The sequence below is a fragment of the Pseudomonas sp. 28 E 9 genome, from assembly GCF_900004785.1.
GTDB lineage: Bacteria > Pseudomonadota > Gammaproteobacteria > Pseudomonadales > Pseudomonadaceae > Aquipseudomonas > Aquipseudomonas orientalis_A.
The window spans coordinates 21,321-37,482 of record NZ_CVTK01000057.1; the positions used below are offsets into that span (position 1 = coordinate 21,321).

The window sequence follows — 16,162 nt, forward strand, 5'->3', positions numbered from 1 at the left end:
TTAGCCGACGTCCTGGCGAAGAGTGCTTCTACCGATATGACATGCTTAATGTGTGCTGTCAGTGTTACAGCCAGGTGGGTGAGGATGGTCGGTGCAGTGTATGAGTTCCGGTGGCGCAATGGTTGATGGTTGCGTTGACCGAGGCTCACGGAGGGTTTGCGGCTTGACCGATGGTAATGGCAAGCCCAAGCGCCCGATGTCCTCTTTACACTGATTTGAAAGAGGTATACCCCAAGCGGAAAAGAAGTCGCGCAGGTCAGCCTTAGCGGCTATCGAGGCAAACAACCCAAGGTTGTCAAAGGCTTTTTCCCGACTAGGCCAAAAGCCATTTGATGACCATTGTTCTCGAGTCGTTCTATTCAGGTCTCGCCAAAACTGATCACCAAATGCGAGTCTGAGTTGTTCAAGTGCAGCCAGGCGTTCGTATATACCCAAATCAGCAATTGATAGATTGGGTGAGCCGAGCTTCGCAAGTGTACTGTCCCAAATGTCTCGCCCATCGGCACCTTGTCCGGTCAGTGTCGAAGGCAATCCGAACGCACGTTCTACCGCGAGTGAGTGAATGTTGTTAGTCACTTCAATAAAGTCAGGCGCGAGGTAGGCCAGCATCTGATTTTGATGCCCGAGTTCATGAGCGACTCCCCACGATCCTTTCAGGCCATTGGGTGTCAGCAATTCTCGGCCGAAATTTTCATGATAGGCCGTATATCCATGCGCCGCATGGGCATATCCCGGTCCTCCGTAATTGCCCAGAATAAGGTGGTGTTTGAGAGGCGCTCTCTTGTGCAGTGCTGTTGATCCATCAAGGCCCAATAGGTTGTCCTCGATAGATATTATTTGTTCGTAAGTATCCATCAGGATGTTCTGGTCACTGCTTTGGTAGGTCAATGCCGCCGCACGACTGACGGTGACAACTGCGCGCTCACTGATAAGTTCGACAAAGGGCGAACTGTCCCACGTTGTCAGCATATCTCTATAGTTTTTAAGGGTGTTTTTTTTATGTTCAAAACAGGGCGCTTCTACAACCCCTGAGGTAAATGTCAGGTTTGCGATGTTTTCTTCACCGCCGAGTAGCAAATAGACCATGCCGCCGCCCTCATCCCTTATCGTATTGAGTCCTACCGTCAAGGGGTAGATCCGGGGAAGCGCATAAGTAGTGTCAGGGTCTGTATAGGCGGCACCGATTATCAACGTCGGTTGGCTGCCTTCAATCGTCCCTGTGAGTAAAAGCTCGCAGGTAAGTACGGAGTTTTTAGGGTGATAGAAGCCTGTGGGTTGCTGGACACTACTGAAAAACCAATTACCTACCCTTTTTATAGCTTCAAAAGCGTCGACGGTTCCGTTGAATAATGAACGAGAGACTTTACGCAGCCCTGTAGACCCATCTGCTTGGGGGACCAGGTTGAAGCGCTGATTTCGATTGCCCTCTACGTAGCTGCTTGATCGGACCCCAAATTCAGTCATTGTTAAAGCACTGCCTGAATAAGCATTTCGAATGATACTGGAGCCGTCAGGCTGCTGGATTATCCAAAAGCTTTGATAAGCACTGCCTTCGTAGGGGGATGCCCATACTCCGGTCTCGGAAAGATTGAGCGCTAGATCGGTATAGAAACTGCGAATGCCAGAGCTCCCGTCTGCTTGCTGCACAATACGAATGCTTTGGGATGGCTTGCCCACGTACGGAGTGGCCTCAATATTGTTATTGGAGAAGGTAAGTGTGATTAACTTACTCATGATAGTCAGACTCTTTGAAAATGAGCCTGAGTATTTGGCAGGGCTATTATTTTTGGCTACTGTCAGAAATGACAGTTAAGACGGACGGTCAGGGCGGCACTTATATTAAAAAACGGCACTCAGGAAGTGCCGTTTTTTATTGTTGAGGTGCCATTCGCAGAGCGGTCTACCGAGCAACCACTCGCGCACTGTTCCTGCGCATCCGGAACCGGTAGGCAATATAGATAATCCCCACCCAGACCGGCATCGCATACACCGACTCACGAATATCCGGGATCGCCAGCATCACGCTGATGATCACCAGCATGAACGCCAGGCACAGGTAGTTGCTGAACGGGAACCAGAAGGTCTTGAACGACGGCGTCACGCCTTGCTCGCCCATGGCCTTGCGGAACTTGATGTGGGTGATGCTGATCAGCGCCCAGTTGATCATCAGCGAGGCAACCACCAATGCAAACAGCAACTCCAGGGCACTCTTCGGCGCGACGTAGTTGACCACCACGCACAGCAGGGTCACCAGCGCCGAAATCGCCAGCGCCCGCAATGGCACGCCTTGCTTGTTGAGCTTCATCAACGCCTTGGGTGCGTCGCCTTGCTCGGCCAGGCCGAACAGCATGCGGCTGTTGCAGTACACGCCGCTGTTGTAGACCGACAGCGCCGCGGTCAGCACCACGAAGTTGAGGATGTGCGCAGCGGTGTCATTGCCGATCAGCGAGAAAATCTGCACGAACGGGCTACCGCTGTAGGGATCGCCCGACGCGCCGAGGGTTTGCAGCAGTTGATCCCACGGGTACAGCGACAGCAGCACGGCGAGGGCGCCGACGTAGAAAATCAGGATTCGGTACACCACCTGGTTGATCGCCTTCGGGATCACCTTGCGCGGCTCGCTGGCCTCGGCGGCAGTGATGCCGACCAGCTCCAGGCCACCGAACGAGAACATGATGAACGCCATCGACATCAACAGCCCCATGCCACCGTTCGGGAAGAAACCGCCGTGGCTCCACAGGTTGCTGACCGACGCCTGCGGGCCGCCGGTACCGCTGAACAGCAGGTAGCAGCCGAGCACGATCATGCCGACAATCGCCACCACCTTGATGATCGCGAACCAGAACTCGGCTTCACCGAAGAACTTCACGTTCAGGGTGTTGATCAGGTTGACCGCGACGAAGAACACCAGCGCGCTGACCCAGGTCGGGATTTGTGGCCACCAGAACTGGATGTATTTGCCCACGGCCGTCAGTTCGGCCATGCCCACCAGCACGTACAGCACCCAGTAGTTCCAGCCTGCGAGAAAGCCCGCGTAACCGCTCCAGTATTTATGCGCAAAGTGGCTGAAGGAGCCGGCCACCGGCTCTTCGACGATCATCTCGCCGAGCTGGCGCATGATCAGGAAGGCGATGAAACCGGCTATCGCGTAACCCAGGATCATCGACGGCCCTGCCGACTTGAGCACCCCGGCCGAGCCGAGGAACAACCCCGTGCCGATCGCCCCTCCCAAGGCAATCAGTTGAATGTGCCGGTTCTTCAGGCCGCGCTTGAGGCCCACCGGGTTTACCATGTCATCCGCCATTAACGTTCCCTTCATACTTGTTTTTCTTAAGGGTGAGTGCAGGCGCATCAGCCCCTCAGAAGTGCTGAGGGGCAGATATTACTCTGCGTAAACTTTTCGTAATACAGCTGGACGCCATCAAGTGCCTGATCCGTGACCACCCGGACCAACCTCAGTGACGATCCGCAGCGGGCCCACGCGTTTGGCGGGCAGGGGCTATTTGCGCAGGACCAGATCCAGCACCTCATCCCGATCCTTGATTTTCTGCAGCACAATCTCCGAACGTATATCCACGACCCCTGCCGTGCGGTTGAGTTGGTTCACGATAAAGTCCGAAAAATGCTTGAGGTTGCGCGCCTGTACCCGCAGCACATAGTTGCTGGCGCCGGTGACCACATAGGCACTGGCCACCTCCGGCCAGCCCTGTACTTTCTCGATGAAGGTCTCATGCCAATCTTCCACATCCTGGCGCAAGGACAGGTGCACGATGGCCTCAAGCTCAATGCCCAACTGCTCGGCATTGAGCACCGCCCGATAGCCGCTGACCACGCCTTCGCTTTCCAGCAGGCGCAGACGGCGCAGGCAGGCCGAGGGCGACAGCGCGACTTTTTCCGCCAGTTCCTGGTTGCTGATACGGCCATCCTGTTGCAGGAAATGCAGGAGGCGCAGGTCGGTGGCGTCAAGAATCATGATTTGAATAAATCCGCGTGTTTTGGAGTTAAATTCGAATTTCCTACAGCTTAAATAGCGCTTCACCTACCACTTTGCACGAAAATTCTCTAAAGCTTCGTTCATTATTTGGTCCATCTTCTCTTATAAAAACCAGGACAGACCATGACCACCCGAAGCCATTGCCAAGCCCTCGATGTCCAGGACCCGCTGGCGCCTTTGCGCGATCAGTTCGCCTTGCCTGCGGGCGTCATCTACCTCGACGGTAATTCCCTCGGCGCGCGTCCGCTGGCCTCGCTGGCGCGGGCGCAACAGGTGATCGCCGAAGAATGGGGCAACGGCCTGATTCGCAGCTGGAACAGCGCCGGATGGGCGGATCTGTCCCTGCGCCTGGGCAATCGCCTGGCACCGCTGATCGGCGCCGGCGAGGGCGAAGTGGCGGTGACCGATACCACGTCCATCAACCTGTTCAAGGTGCTCAGCGCGGCGCTGAGCGTACAGCGCGAGCGAGCGCCGGCGCGCAAGGTGATCGTCAGCGAAGCGAGCAATTTTCCCACCGACCTGTACATCGCCGAGGGCCTCGCCGAGCTGCTGCAACAGGGTTATGTGCTGCGCCTGGTCAACAGCCCGGACGAACTGCCCCGCGCCATCGACCAGGATGTCGCGGTGGTGATGCTCACCCACGTCAACTACAAGAGCGGCTATATGTATGACATGCATGCGCTCACCGACTTGAGCCATGAGTGCGGCGCGTTGAGCCTCTGGGACCTGGCGCATTCGGCCGGTGCGGTGCCCATCGACCTGCACGCGGCCGGCGCCGATTATGCAATTGGCTGCACCTACAAATACCTCAATGGCGGCCCGGGCTCCCAGGCGTTCGTGTGGGTCAACCCCGCGTTGGTGGACCTGGTGCGCCAGCCGCTGTCGGGCTGGTTCGGGCATACCCGTCAGTTTGCGATGGAATCCAACTACGCACCGAGTGCCGGCATCGCCCGCTACCTGTGCGGCACCCAGCCGATCACCTCGCTGGCCATGGTGGAGTGCGGGCTGGAGATATTTGAACAGACGGACATGGCCAGCCTGCGCAGCAAATCCCTGGCGCTGACCGATCTGTTTATCGAGCGGGTCGAAGCACGCTGCGCCGTTCATGGCTTGAAGCTGATCACCCCGCGTGAACACGCCAGGCGCGGCAGTCATGTGAGTTTCGAACACCCTCAAGGGTATGCGGTGATACAGGCGCTGATCGCCCGGGGCGTGATCGGTGACTACCGTGAGCCGCGCATCATGCGGTTCGGTTTTACCCCGCTCTACACACGCTTCACCGACGTGTGGGATGCGGTGGAAATCCTCGGTGACATTCTCGACACCGCCACCTGGGACCAGGCGCAATTCAAGGTGCGTAACAGCGTGACCTAAGAGCTTAAGCGTACCCCGCCCTCTGTAGGAGCGAGCTTGCTCGCGAAAAACTCACAGGCACCGCGTTCATTCAGCAAGCACGCGTTATCGTTGACATTTTTCGCGAGCAAGCTCGCTCCTACAGCGGGCCAGGTACGCTTAACTGACTGGCATCAGGACTTGCCATCTGTGACAACAGCACCAATCACAATAATAAAAGGGGCACGCCACGTGACCACGCCAGACAACGGCTTTGCAGAAATCACCCACCGCGAACTGGGCCTCAGGCGCCAGCTCACTTGCGGACAAATGAGCATGATCGCCATCGGCGGCGCCATTGGTACCGGGCTGTTCATGGGCAGCGCCTACGCCATTGGCTATGCCGGGCCCAGCGTATTGCTCAGCTATGCCATCGGTGCGTTGATTACCTTGATCCTGATGGGGTGCCTGGCGGAGATGACGGTGGCCCATTCCACCTCCGGCTCTTTTGGCGCCTATGCCGAGTTTTATATTGGCCCGCTGGCCGGGTTCCTGGTGCGTTATGCCTATTGGGCGGCGATCGTGCTGGCAGTCGGCGCCGAGGTGACGGCGGTGGCGATGTACATGAAGTTCTGGTTCGCCAACGTGCCGGAATGGGTATGGATCGTGTCGTTTTCCAGCGTGTTGATCCTGCTCAATGCGATCAGTGTGAAGACCTTTGGCAACTTCGAATACTGGTTCTCCACCATCAAGATCAGCGCGATTGTCGGCTTCATCATCCTGGCCGTGTACGTGGTGTTCGGCTCGGGCAACCCGGAATATGGCGTGCAGAACTACACGGCCCATGAGGGTTTTTTCCCCCATGGGTTGAGCGGTATGTGGATCGCGGTGATCGTGTCGATCTTCAGCTACCTGAGTGTGGAGATGATCGCGGTGGCTGCCGGTGAAGCGGCCGACCCGGAGCGAGCGGTGAAGAAAGCCTTTCGCGCGACCCTCGTGCGCCTGGTGGTGTTCTACCTGCTGACCCTGGCCCTGATGCTGGCCATCGTGCCGTGGAACCAGGCGGGTCAGGCCCAGAGCCCGTTCGTCACAGTGATGCAGACCATCGGCATTCCCGGCGCCACCGGGGTGATGAATTTCGTGATTCTGGTCGCGGCGCTGTCGGCGATGAACAGCCAGCTCTACATCACCACGCGCATGATGTTCAGCCTGTCCCGCGCAGGGTTTGCGCCCAAATCCATGGGCGCGTTGAGCAACAGCGGTATCCCGCTCAATGCCTTGCTGCTGTCCAGCTCCGGTATCGCCTTGGCGACCCTGCTCAATGTGCTGTACCCGCACAGTTCGTTCACGCTGATGATGGCGATCTCGATGTTCGGGGCAATTTTCACCTGGTTCATGATCTTCCTCACGCACCTGTTTTTCCGGCGCTACCGCAAACGCCACGGCGGGCCGACGCTGTCCTTCGAGCTGCGCCTGTTTCCGTACAGCACCTTGCTGGGGCTGGTACTGATGGGTGCGGTGATGATCACCACGTATTTCACCGAGGTGTTCAGGATGACCCTGGTGTTTGGCGTGCCGTTCCTGCTGATCCTGAGCGCGGTGTATTACGGGTTTTTCCGCAAGGGCAGGGCCAGGGCATCGAACAAGGCCTTGGTATGACACCGGCTGGTGTTCGAACGACGGCAGTTGACGGCATACTCCCGGCATGATGACTTTCCTGACGTTCTATCAAAACCTCGGCCCAGCCCTGACGCTGTTGGTTGTCGGCACGTTCCTGCTGGCCGGTACGGTCAAGGGGGTGATTGGCCTCGGCCTGCCCACGGTGGCCATGGGCATGCTCGGCCTGGCTATGCTGCCGGCACAGGCAGCGGCGTTGCTGATCATTCCGTCGACGGTCACCAACCTCTGGCAACTGGCGTTGGGTGGGCACCTGGGTACCTTGCTCAAGCGCCTGTGGCCGATGTTGCTGCTGGTTGTCCTGGGTGCCGGGCTGGGCACGCTGTGGCTGGGCCTGGACGGTGGGCCGTGGGTGGTACGCGCGTTGGGTGCGGCGTTACTGGTGTATGCGCTGAGTGGATTATTCCTGCCGACCTTCAGAGTGCAACCCCGAACCGAGCGCTGGCTGGGCCCGCTGTGCGGGCTGGTCACGGGCGTCATCACTGCGGCCACCGGCGTGTTCGTGATTCCTGCGGTGCCGTACCTGCAGGCGCTAGGGTTGAGCCGCGATCAGTTGGTGCAGGCGCTGGGGCTGTCGTTCAGCGTCTCGACCCTCGCGCTGGCCGGCGGGCTCGCCTGGCGCGGCGCGCTCGGTGGCGGTGAAATCAGCGCATCGTTGTTGGCGCTGGTGCCGGCGTTGCTGGGGATGTGGTTGGGCCAGGTGGTGCGCCAGCGCATCAGTGCGCTGTGGTTCAAGCGCGGATTTTTCAGTGGTATGGCGCTATTGGGAGGCCATTTGTTGCTCAGTGGTCAATAATGAGCCCGAGCCAATAACCAGGACAGCCCGTGAAAGCCCGATCCGATGAACTACAGATTTTTGTCAGCGTGATCGAGTGCGGCTCGATTTCCGCCGCCGCCGAGCAGGTCGGCCAGACGCCGTCGGCGGTCAGCCGCACCTTGTCGCGCCTGGAGGCCAAGCTCGATACCACCCTGATCAACCGCACCACGCGGCGCATGGACTTGACCGAGGAGGGCCGGTACTTCTTCGAGCAGGCCAAGGTGATCCTGGCGCAAATGCAAGAGCTGGAAGAGCGTCTGTCGTCACGCCAGCAAAAACCGGCCGGGCGGCTGCGCATCAATGCGGCGGTGCCGTTCATGCTGCACGGGATCATGCCGTACATCGGCGAGTTTCGTGGCCTGTACCCGGATATCCAATTGGAGCTCAACAGCGACGACGTGATCATCGACCTGCTGGAGCAAAGCACCGACATTGCCATTCGTATCGGCACCCTGGCCGACTCCACCCTGCATGCCCGCGCCCTGGGCAGCACGCCGCTGCACATCCTGGCCAGCGCCGCATACCTCAAGCAACACGGCACGCCGACCACCGTCGCCGAGTTGGCCGGGCATACGTTACTGGGGTTCACCCACACCGACACCCTCAACCATTGGCCGCTGCGCCATGCCGAAGGTGACCGCTGGCTGATCCAGCCGGGTATTGCCGCCTCCAGCGGTGAAACCGTGCGCCACCTGGCATTGGAGGGGCAGGGCATTTGCTGCCTGTCCAACTTCATGACCCACAAAGACATCGATGCCGGGCGCCTGGTGCCACTGCTGGACACCTTCAACAGTGGCTACCGCCAGCCGATCCATGCGGTGTACTACCGCAACTCCCAACTGGCGTTGCGTATCCAATGCTTCCTGGACTTTATCCAGGCCAAATTGGCGCGTTATGCCCGCTGATTCGTGACTGCCGCGCAAGAGTGAATTGGCCGGCACGGGGTTATTCAACGTCGGGGGCTGCTGGATACTGGGCTCATCACTTACCCAGTCAGGAGCACTCTCCATGAATGTATTCGTTACCGGCGCGGCCGGTTTTATCGGCGGTTCCATCGCCACCGGTCTGGTCAAGGCCGGGCACGCCGTCACCGGCCTGGTGCGCAGCGCCGAGCAAGCTACTGAAATGACGGCACTGGGCATCACCCCGGTGATCGGCACCCTCGATGACGCGGCGGTCTTGACCGAACAGGCGCAGCAAGCCGATGCGGTGATCAACGCCGCCAGCAGCGACCATCGCGCCGGCGTCGAAACCCTGCTGGCTGCCTTGAAAGGTTCCAACAAGCCGTTCCTGCACACCAGCGGTTCGAGCATCGTCGGCGACGCGTCGGGCGGCAAGGCCAGTGATGTCATTTACTTCGAGGATAATCTGCCGCAGCCGACCGCCGACAAGGCCGCTCGGGTGGCGATCGATAACCTGATCCTGGCCGCCGCCAGGGAGGGTGTGAATTCGGCCGTGATCTGTAACACCCTGATCTACGGTCACAGCCTGGGCGTGAAACGCGACAGCGTGCAATTGCCGCGCTTGCTCAAACAGGCTCGCAACAGTGGTGTGGTACGTCATGTGGGGCCGGGGCAGAACATCTGGTCCAACGTGCATATCGAAGACGTGGTCGCGCTGTACCTGCTGGCGTTGACGAAGAATGTGCCGGGCACGTTCTATTTCGTGGAAAGCGGCGAAGCGGCCTTTATCGACATGACCACGGCGATTGCCCAGGCGCTGAACCTGGGCGAGCCGCAGGACTGGCCATTGGCCGAGGCTGAGGCCGAGTGGGGGTATGAAATGGCCAACTACGGGCTGGGCTCCAACAGCCGAGTGCGCGGCAAGCATGCCCGGGAACGGCTGGGCTGGGTGCCGAAGCGTACGTCGGTGGTGGAGTGGATTCGCCACGAGATGGTGTGATGTTCGCTTGATACCGGGGTGAGGCTATCGGGGGCAAGCCCCCTCCCACACTTTGAATGTATTCACAGTTCAAATGTGGGAGGGGGCTTGCCCCCGATGGCGGCCTCTGGGCCGACCAGGATGTTGGATCAGATCGAGTGCATATCCGTTTCTGCGGTCACGGCTGCTTAGGGTTCCGCCCTTACGGCGGCTCACTTTTGAAAAGCGCAAAAGTAAGCAAAACGCTCTTGCCCCACCACTCGGCACCTCGCTTAGGCTCGGTGTGCCCGAACGCAGGCTTGAATCCGTGGGCCGCCGCCACGCGCCATCCATGGCGCGGGGCGGCTAACCCGGCGTCCTGCCGGGTTGCCCACGGATTCAAGCCTGCGTTCGGCCAGCGTGGTTTAACGGGGCGCCTGAGATCAAGATCAAAAGCAGATCAAGAGCGGCTCGCTTCGCATCGTGGTTACGGTTGGGCGCTGCTGAGTTGTGTAGATACCTATGCCCCGATTGGGGTCGCCTCGGTCTTCGAGGCTAGCCCCGCCCCGCTCAATTCCGTACCATTCCCCGCCTTATCCCCCGCAACTCCCTGGTACTCCATGAAGCTCACCCGTCTGCGCGCCGACGCCCTGGCCGGCCTCACCACGTCATTTGCATTGTTGCCCGAATGCATCGCCTTCGCCCTGGTGGCCCATCTCAACCCGCTGATGGGGCTCTACGGCGCTTTTATCATTTGCACCCTCACCGCGTTGTTCGGCGGCCGGCCCGGCATGGTGTCCGGTGCGGCCGGTTCCATGGCGGTGGTGATCGTGGCGCTGGTGGTGCAACACGGCGTGGAGTATCTGCTGGCGACCGTGCTGCTGGGCGGCTTGATCATGCTCGCGTTCGGCCTGTTGCGCCTGGGCAAGCTGGTGCGCATGGTGCCCCACCCGGTGATGCTGGGGTTCGTCAACGGCCTGGCGATTATCATTGCGCTGGCGCAGTTGGAGCACTTCAAAAGGGGTGAAGCCTGGCTCAGCGGTACACCGCTGTACGTGATGGTCGCGCTGGTCGCGGCCACCATGGCCATCGTCTACCTGCTGCCACGCCTGACCCGCGCCGTGCCGCCGGCCCTGGTGGCGATCCTCGGCGTGGGCCTGGCGGTGTACCTGCTCGGCTTGCCTACCCGCACCCTCGGCGATATGGCGCACATCGCAGGCGGCCTGCCGACCTTCGCGCTGCCGCAGATCCCCTGGACCCTGGAAACCCTTGGGATCATTGCGCCCTATGCGTTCCTGATGGCAATGGTCGGCCTGCTGGAAACCCTGCTGACGCTCAACCTCACCGACGAAATCACCGAGACCCGTGGCTACCCTGACCGCGAAAGCGTGGCCCTGGGCGCTGCGAATATGGTCTCGGGCCTGTTCGGCGGCATGGGCGGTTGCGCGATGATCGGGCAGACCGTGATCAACCTCAGTTCCGGCGGGCGTGGGCGTTTCTCCGGCGTGTTTGCCGGGGTGATGATCCTGCTGTTCATTCTGTTTCTGTCGCCGCTGATCGAGCGGATTCCGCTGGCGGCCCTGGTGGGGGTGATGTTCGTGGTGTCCCAGCAGACGTTCGCCTGGGCGTCGTTGCGGGTGATCAACAAGGTCCCGCTCAATGACGTGCTGGTGATCATCGCGGTGACGGTCATCACCGTGTTCACCGACCTGGCGACCGCCGTGCTGTGCGGTATCGTGATTGCTGCGCTGAATTTCGCCTGGCAACAGGCGCGTGAGCTGTATGCCGATGAACACCTGGAAGCCGACGGCAGCAAACTGTATCGCCTGCACGGCACCTTGTTCTTTGCCTCGACCACGCCGTTCCTGAATCAATTCGACCCGGCCAACGACCCGGCCGAGGTGACGCTCGACTGCCGTCACCTGAGCTTCGTCGACTATTCAGCGATTGCCGCGCTGATGACCCTGCGCGAGCGCTACAGCAAAGCGGGCAAGCATCTGCGCGTGCTGCACCTCTCGGAGCGCTGCAAGAAGCTGCTCAAGCGTGCCAGGGTTCAGCACGACTGACCTGCAGCAGCCTATGGCCCGACCAGGTTTTCGAGTTCCTGCGCCCGGGTCTGGGTCATGTCCAGCACACAGCCGGAGCCGTTGACCTGATCGATGGTGCCGCCGGTGGCGCTGCCTGCAAAGGCGCAATTGGCGTCACGGTATTTGATCCACAGGCGCTGCAGATCCTGCAGTTGCTGCTTGCGGTTGCCTTCCTGGGCGGCCAGCGCAGTCTTGTAAGCCTTGTTCAGCCGCGCATCCTGCACCTTGGCCTCCTTGACATTGCAGCCGACCATATCGGCGGTGGTGTTCGCGCCGTCCATGCATTTGTTCAGCGCCGGGTTATCGGCGGCGGCGGCAGTGCCGCAGATGGCAAGAAGCAGGGCGCCGGCGGCGAGCGTTGTGCGAATCATCTGTGTTTTTCCTGGCATCGATGGATGTGCAGTGTATGACTCGACGACGCACGCTGAGTTTCCGGCCCTTATCTAAAGGTGATGTAAGAACACCCCCTGAATTTTCATGCGGCGGCGTCGGGCATATCCCACCGCGACAGCGCTTATCCCTGCGCGGTAATTATTTTCATAAAGTTTGAAAACCCTCTTCGGTAATGATTTATGAGTTTCACAACGTATTCGACGTGACCCTTTCCGAGGAGTACCGCATGGCCGCATCACCGGGCTTCGGGCTATTGGCATACGCCGCCATCGCCATCATTGCTTTGATCGTGCTGATCGCACGTTACCGGCTCAATCCGTTTATCGTCATCACCCTGGTGTCCATTGGCCTGGCGCTGATGGCCGGGATGCCGGCGGACACCATCATGGGCTCTTACGAGGCGGGCGTCGGCAAGACCCTGGGGCATATCGCCCTGGTCGTGGCGCTGGGCACCATGCTCGGCAAGATGATGGCCGAGTCCGGTGGCGCGGAGCAGGTGGCCCGTACGTTAATCAACCGTTTCGGCGAGCGTAATGCCCATTGGGCCATGGTCTGCATCGCGTTCCTGGTGGGGTTGCCGCTGTTTTTCGAGGTGGGCTTTGTGTTGCTGGTGCCGATCGCTTTCACCGTGGCGCGGCGTGTGGGCGTGTCGATCCTGATGGTCGGCCTGCCGATGGTCGCCGGCCTGTCGGTGGTGCATGCGCTGGTGCCGCCGCACCCGGCGGCGATGATGGCGGTGCTGGCGTATAACGCCTCGGTCGGGCAAACCGTGCTGTATGCGATCCTGATCGGTATTCCGACGGCGATCATCGCCGGGCCGGTCTACGCCAAATTCATCGTGCCGCACATTCACCTGCCGGCGGAAAACCCCCTGGAGCGCCAGTTTATCGAGCGCGAACCGCGTACCCGTTTGCCGAGCTTCGCGCTGACCATGGGCACCATCCTGTTGCCGGTCGTGCTGATGATGATCGGCGGTTGGGCCAATGTGATTTCCACGCCTGGCACCGGCTTCAACCAGTTCCTGTTATTTATCGGCAACTCGGTGATCGCACTGCTGGTGGCGACCCTGGTGAGTTTCTGGACGCTGGGCCTGGCCCAGGGCTTCAACCGTGAGTCGATCCTCAAGTTCACCAATGAATGCCTGGCGCCCACGGCAAGCATCACCCTGCTGGTGGGGGCGGGCGGTGGCTTGAACCGCATCCTGGTGGATGCCGGCGTCACTAACGAAATCCTCGGCCTGGCCCATGCGTTCCAGCTGTCGCCACTGGTGATGGGCTGGTTGTTCGCCGCGCTGATGCGTATCGCCACGGGCTCGGCCACGGTGGCCATGACCACGGCGTCCGGTGTGGTGGCGCCGGTCGCTTTGGGCATGGGTTATCCCCACCCTGAATTGCTGGTCTTGGCGACCGGTGCAGGTTCGGTGATCTTTTCCCACGTCAACGACGGCGGCTTCTGGCTGATCAAGGAATACTTCAATATGACGGTGATCCAGACCTTCAAGACCTGGACCGTGCTGGAAACCCTGATTTCGGTGGTGGCCTTCGGTCTGACCTACGGTCTGTCCTGCCTTTTGTAAACGGGAGCCCCATGGACATCCTTTACCAGATCCGCGCCCGTCAGGACTCTTTCAGCGCCGGCGAAGGGCGTATCGCCAGGCTGATGCTCGACGATGTGGGCTTTGCCGCGTCGGCCAGCCTGGAAGCGCTGTCGCAACGGGCCGAGGTCAGTACCGCCACCTTGTCGCGCTTTGCGCGCAGTGTCGGTTGCCGCGACTTGCGTGACCTGCGCCTGCAGTTGGCCCAGGCCAGCGGGGTTGGCAGCCGCTTCCTGGACCCGGCGGGGCTGCCGGAACAATCGGCATTTCATCGGCAGATTCTCGGTGATATCGAAGCGACGTTGCGCCAGCACCTGGCTGGCTTCAATCAGCACAGCTTTGTCGATACGGTGAGCCTGCTGGGCAAGGCACGGATGATCCATGCGTTCGGCATGGGCGGCCCGTCGAGCCTGTGCAGCGATGAATTGCAGGTGCGGCTGGTGCGCCTGGGCTATCCGATTGCGGCCTGCCACGACCCGGTGATGATGCGGGTGACGGCCGCGACCCTGGGTCCGGAACAGGCGCTGATTGTCTGCTCGCTGAGCGGACTGACCCCCGAACTGTTGGATGTGGTGACACTGGCGCGCAACTACGACGCGCGCGTTGTCGCCATCACCCTGGCCGATTCGCCGCTGGCCGGGCTGGCGGACGTGGTGCTGCCGCTGCAACCGGCTGAAACCCATTTTATCTACAAGCCTACGGCTGCCCGCTACGGCATGTTGCTGGCCATCGACCTGCTGGCCACCGAGCTGGCGCTGGCCATGCCCGACGCCAACCAGGAACGCCTGCGCCGGATCAAACTCGCCCTGGACGATTATCGCGGCGGCCCTGACAGCCTGCCGCTTGGAGATTGAAATGACGTACGACACGCTGATTCGCCAGGCGCTGATCATTGATGGCAGCAACACGCCTGGGTACCTCGCCGATGTGGGGGTGCGCAACGGGCGTATCGAGACGATCGGCGACCTGTCGGCGGCGACGGCCGAGCATGAAGTTGACGCCACCGGCTACGTACTGGCGCCGGGCTTTGTCGATGTGCACACCCACGACGACACCGTGGTGATCCGCCACCCGCAGATGCTGCCCAAGCTCAGCCAGGGCGTGACCACGGTGATTGTCGGCAACTGCGGCATCAGCGCTTCACCTGTGAGCCTGCGTGGCAATCCACCCGATCCGATGAACCTGTTGGGCGATGCCGAGGCGTTTGCCTACCCGCGCTTTATCGATTATCGCGCGGCGGTCGAACGCGCCCACCCCGCAGTCAATGTCGCCGCACTGATCGGCCACACGGCACTGCGCAGCAATCATATGGACGACCTGCACCGCACGGCTGCGGCGCATGAAATCGCGGCCATGCGCATGCAATTACAGGAGAGCCTTGACGCCGGTGCCCTGGGTTTATCCACGGGCCTTGCCTACGCCAGTGCATTCAATGCAGAGACCGAGGAGGTGCTGCAACTGAGCGAAGAGCTGAGCGCTTATGGCGCGGTGTACACCACGCATTTGCGCAGTGAGTTCGAGCCGGTATTGGAGGCAATGGATGAAGCGTTTTCAATCGGCCGACATGCCCGGGCGCCTGTGATTATTTCTCACCTCAAGTGCGCCGGTGCGGGGAACTGGGGGCGCAGCCCGCAACTGTTGGCGTCGCTTGAGGCGGCGGCGAAAACCCATCCGGTGGGCTGTGATTGTTATCCCTATGCGGCCAGCTCGTCGACCCTGGACCTCAAGCAGGTCACTGACGCGTTCCGCATCACCATTACCTGGTCCACACCCCATCCTGAAATGGGCGGGCGTGACTTGCAGGACATTGCCGCCGAGTGGGGCATTGCGCTGATGGACGCCGCCCGCCGCCTGCAACCCGCCGGTGCGGTGTATTACGGAATGGATGAGGCGGATGTGCGACGTATTCTTGCGCATCCGCTGTCGATGATCGGTTCCGACGGGTTGCCCGAAGACCCGTTTCCCCACCCCCGATTGTGGGGCGCGTTCCCACGGGTGCTGGGACATTTCAGTCGTGATGTCGGATTGTTCCCGCTGCACACCGCAGTGCACAAAATGACCGGGCTGTCAGCAGCGCGCTTCGGCCTGGCTGAGCGTGGCGAAATCCGTGAAGGGCACTGGGCCGACCTGGTGTTGTTCGATCCGCTGCGGGTGCGCGACAGGGCGGACTTCAAGGCGCCGCAGCGTGCAGCCGAGGGGATCGAGGGCGTCTGGGTCAACGGGGTGTTGAGCTATCGCCAGGGGCAGGCGACGGGTCAGCGATCGGGGCGTTTTTTGGTGCGCAGCGGGGATTTGCGTCAGGGCTTCGGGCTGGCGTCGGGCACATGAATTAACGTTTTTCGGCGGTGGATAACGTGTCGGAATATGCCCAATGAGCGCTTACAAAAAGCGGATTGAGTGTGCGCAAC

At 60.5% G+C, this 16,162-nt stretch carries 13 protein-coding genes; 9 read left to right on the plus strand and 4 right to left on the minus strand.

Annotated elements, in window-relative coordinates:
* Positions 1-45: 45 nt before the first annotated feature.
* From BFQ00_RS28695 to BFQ00_RS24850, 3 genes are all read right to left on the minus strand, one after another.
* Positions 46-1,734: a M60 family metallopeptidase gene (locus tag BFQ00_RS28695; RefSeq protein ID WP_083227429.1), complete on the minus strand. Its 1,689-nt coding sequence runs from the start codon at positions 1,732-1,734 to the stop codon at positions 46-48.
* Between the two features lie 166 nt (positions 1,735-1,900).
* Entirely contained in the window at positions 1,901-3,304 is a 1,404-nt protein-coding gene (locus BFQ00_RS24845) for an amino acid permease (protein WP_065935031.1), read from the minus strand.
* A gap of 195 nt (positions 3,305-3,499) precedes the next feature.
* A complete protein-coding gene (locus BFQ00_RS24850; protein WP_065883506.1) occupies positions 3,500-3,973 on the minus strand; it encodes an Lrp/AsnC family transcriptional regulator in 474 nt (157 codons plus the stop codon).
* A 144-nt stretch (positions 3,974-4,117) separates the two neighbouring features.
* Between BFQ00_RS24850 and kynU the strand changes: the two genes are divergently transcribed.
* From kynU to BFQ00_RS24880, 6 genes are all read left to right on the plus strand, one after another.
* Positions 4,118-5,368, plus strand: a complete 1,251-nt coding sequence (kynU, locus tag BFQ00_RS24855) for a kynureninase (protein WP_065935032.1) — start codon at positions 4,118-4,120, stop codon at positions 5,366-5,368.
* Between the two features lie 210 nt (positions 5,369-5,578).
* Positions 5,579-6,985: an amino acid permease gene (locus BFQ00_RS24860; protein WP_065935033.1), complete on the plus strand. Its 1,407-nt coding sequence runs from the start codon at positions 5,579-5,581 to the stop codon at positions 6,983-6,985.
* A gap of 46 nt (positions 6,986-7,031) precedes the next feature.
* Positions 7,032-7,799, plus strand: a complete 768-nt coding sequence (locus BFQ00_RS24865) for a sulfite exporter TauE/SafE family protein (protein WP_065935034.1) — start codon at positions 7,032-7,034, stop codon at positions 7,797-7,799.
* A gap of 29 nt (positions 7,800-7,828) precedes the next feature.
* Complete coding sequence (locus BFQ00_RS24870) at positions 7,829-8,725, plus strand: LysR family transcriptional regulator (protein ID WP_065935035.1); 897 nt, start codon at positions 7,829-7,831, stop codon at positions 8,723-8,725.
* A 103-nt stretch (positions 8,726-8,828) separates the two neighbouring features.
* Positions 8,829-9,722: an NAD-dependent epimerase/dehydratase family protein gene (locus BFQ00_RS24875; RefSeq protein ID WP_065935036.1), complete on the plus strand. Its 894-nt coding sequence runs from the start codon at positions 8,829-8,831 to the stop codon at positions 9,720-9,722.
* Positions 9,723-10,300: 578 nt separating this feature from the next.
* Positions 10,301-11,746 (plus strand): SulP family inorganic anion transporter, encoded by a 1,446-nt coding sequence (locus tag BFQ00_RS24880; protein WP_065935037.1) that lies wholly within the window; start codon positions 10,301-10,303, stop codon positions 11,744-11,746.
* 11 nt (positions 11,747-11,757) lie between these two features.
* On the opposite strand, the gene BFQ00_RS24885 is transcribed toward BFQ00_RS24880, so the two are convergent.
* A complete protein-coding gene (locus tag BFQ00_RS24885; RefSeq protein WP_065883518.1) occupies positions 11,758-12,138 on the minus strand; it encodes a lysozyme inhibitor LprI family protein in 381 nt (126 codons plus the stop codon).
* 248 nt (positions 12,139-12,386) lie between these two features.
* On the opposite strand from BFQ00_RS24885, the gene BFQ00_RS24890 reads away from it, so the two are divergent.
* Genes BFQ00_RS24890 through BFQ00_RS24900 form a run of 3 tightly spaced genes read left to right on the plus strand, consistent with a single transcriptional unit; the run spans position 12,387 to position 16,082 of the window.
* Positions 12,387-13,736, plus strand: coding sequence for a GntT/GntP/DsdX family permease (locus tag BFQ00_RS24890; protein ID WP_177343725.1), 1,350 nt, complete (start codon positions 12,387-12,389; stop codon positions 13,734-13,736).
* 11 nt (positions 13,737-13,747) lie between these two features.
* Positions 13,748-14,608 carry a MurR/RpiR family transcriptional regulator gene (locus BFQ00_RS24895; protein WP_065935039.1) on the plus strand — a complete coding sequence of 287 codons (861 nt, stop codon included), beginning with the start codon at positions 13,748-13,750 and terminating at the stop codon, positions 14,606-14,608.
* 1 nt (position 14,609) lies between these two features.
* On the plus strand, positions 14,610-16,082 hold the full coding sequence (locus tag BFQ00_RS24900; RefSeq protein WP_065935040.1) for an N-acyl-D-amino-acid deacylase family protein: 1,473 nt from the start codon (positions 14,610-14,612) through the stop codon (positions 16,080-16,082).
* Positions 16,083-16,162: the final 80 nt, after the last annotated feature.

Coding starts and splice junctions, on each gene's coding strand:
- BFQ00_RS28695 (WP_083227429.1), bottom strand. CDS start 1,734: ATGAGTAAGTTAATCACACTTACCTTCTCCAATAACAATATTGAGGCC.
- BFQ00_RS24845 (WP_065935031.1), bottom strand. CDS start 3,304: ATGGCGGATGACATGGTAAACCCGGTGGGCCTCAAGCGCGGCCTGAAG.
- BFQ00_RS24850 (WP_065883506.1), bottom strand. CDS start 3,973: ATGATTCTTGACGCCACCGACCTGCGCCTCCTGCATTTCCTGCAACAG.
- kynU (WP_065935032.1), top strand. CDS start 4,118: ATGACCACCCGAAGCCATTGCCAAGCCCTCGATGTCCAGGACCCGCTG.
- BFQ00_RS24865 (WP_065935034.1), top strand. CDS start 7,032: ATGATGACTTTCCTGACGTTCTATCAAAACCTCGGCCCAGCCCTGACG.
- BFQ00_RS24875 (WP_065935036.1), top strand. CDS start 8,829: ATGAATGTATTCGTTACCGGCGCGGCCGGTTTTATCGGCGGTTCCATC.
- BFQ00_RS24880 (WP_065935037.1), top strand. CDS start 10,301: ATGAAGCTCACCCGTCTGCGCGCCGACGCCCTGGCCGGCCTCACCACG.
- BFQ00_RS24885 (WP_065883518.1), bottom strand. CDS start 12,138: ATGATTCGCACAACGCTCGCCGCCGGCGCCCTGCTTCTTGCCATCTGC.
- BFQ00_RS24890 (WP_177343725.1), top strand. CDS start 12,387: ATGGCCGCATCACCGGGCTTCGGGCTATTGGCATACGCCGCCATCGCC.
- BFQ00_RS24895 (WP_065935039.1), top strand. CDS start 13,748: ATGGACATCCTTTACCAGATCCGCGCCCGTCAGGACTCTTTCAGCGCC.
- BFQ00_RS24900 (WP_065935040.1), top strand. CDS start 14,610: ATGACGTACGACACGCTGATTCGCCAGGCGCTGATCATTGATGGCAGC.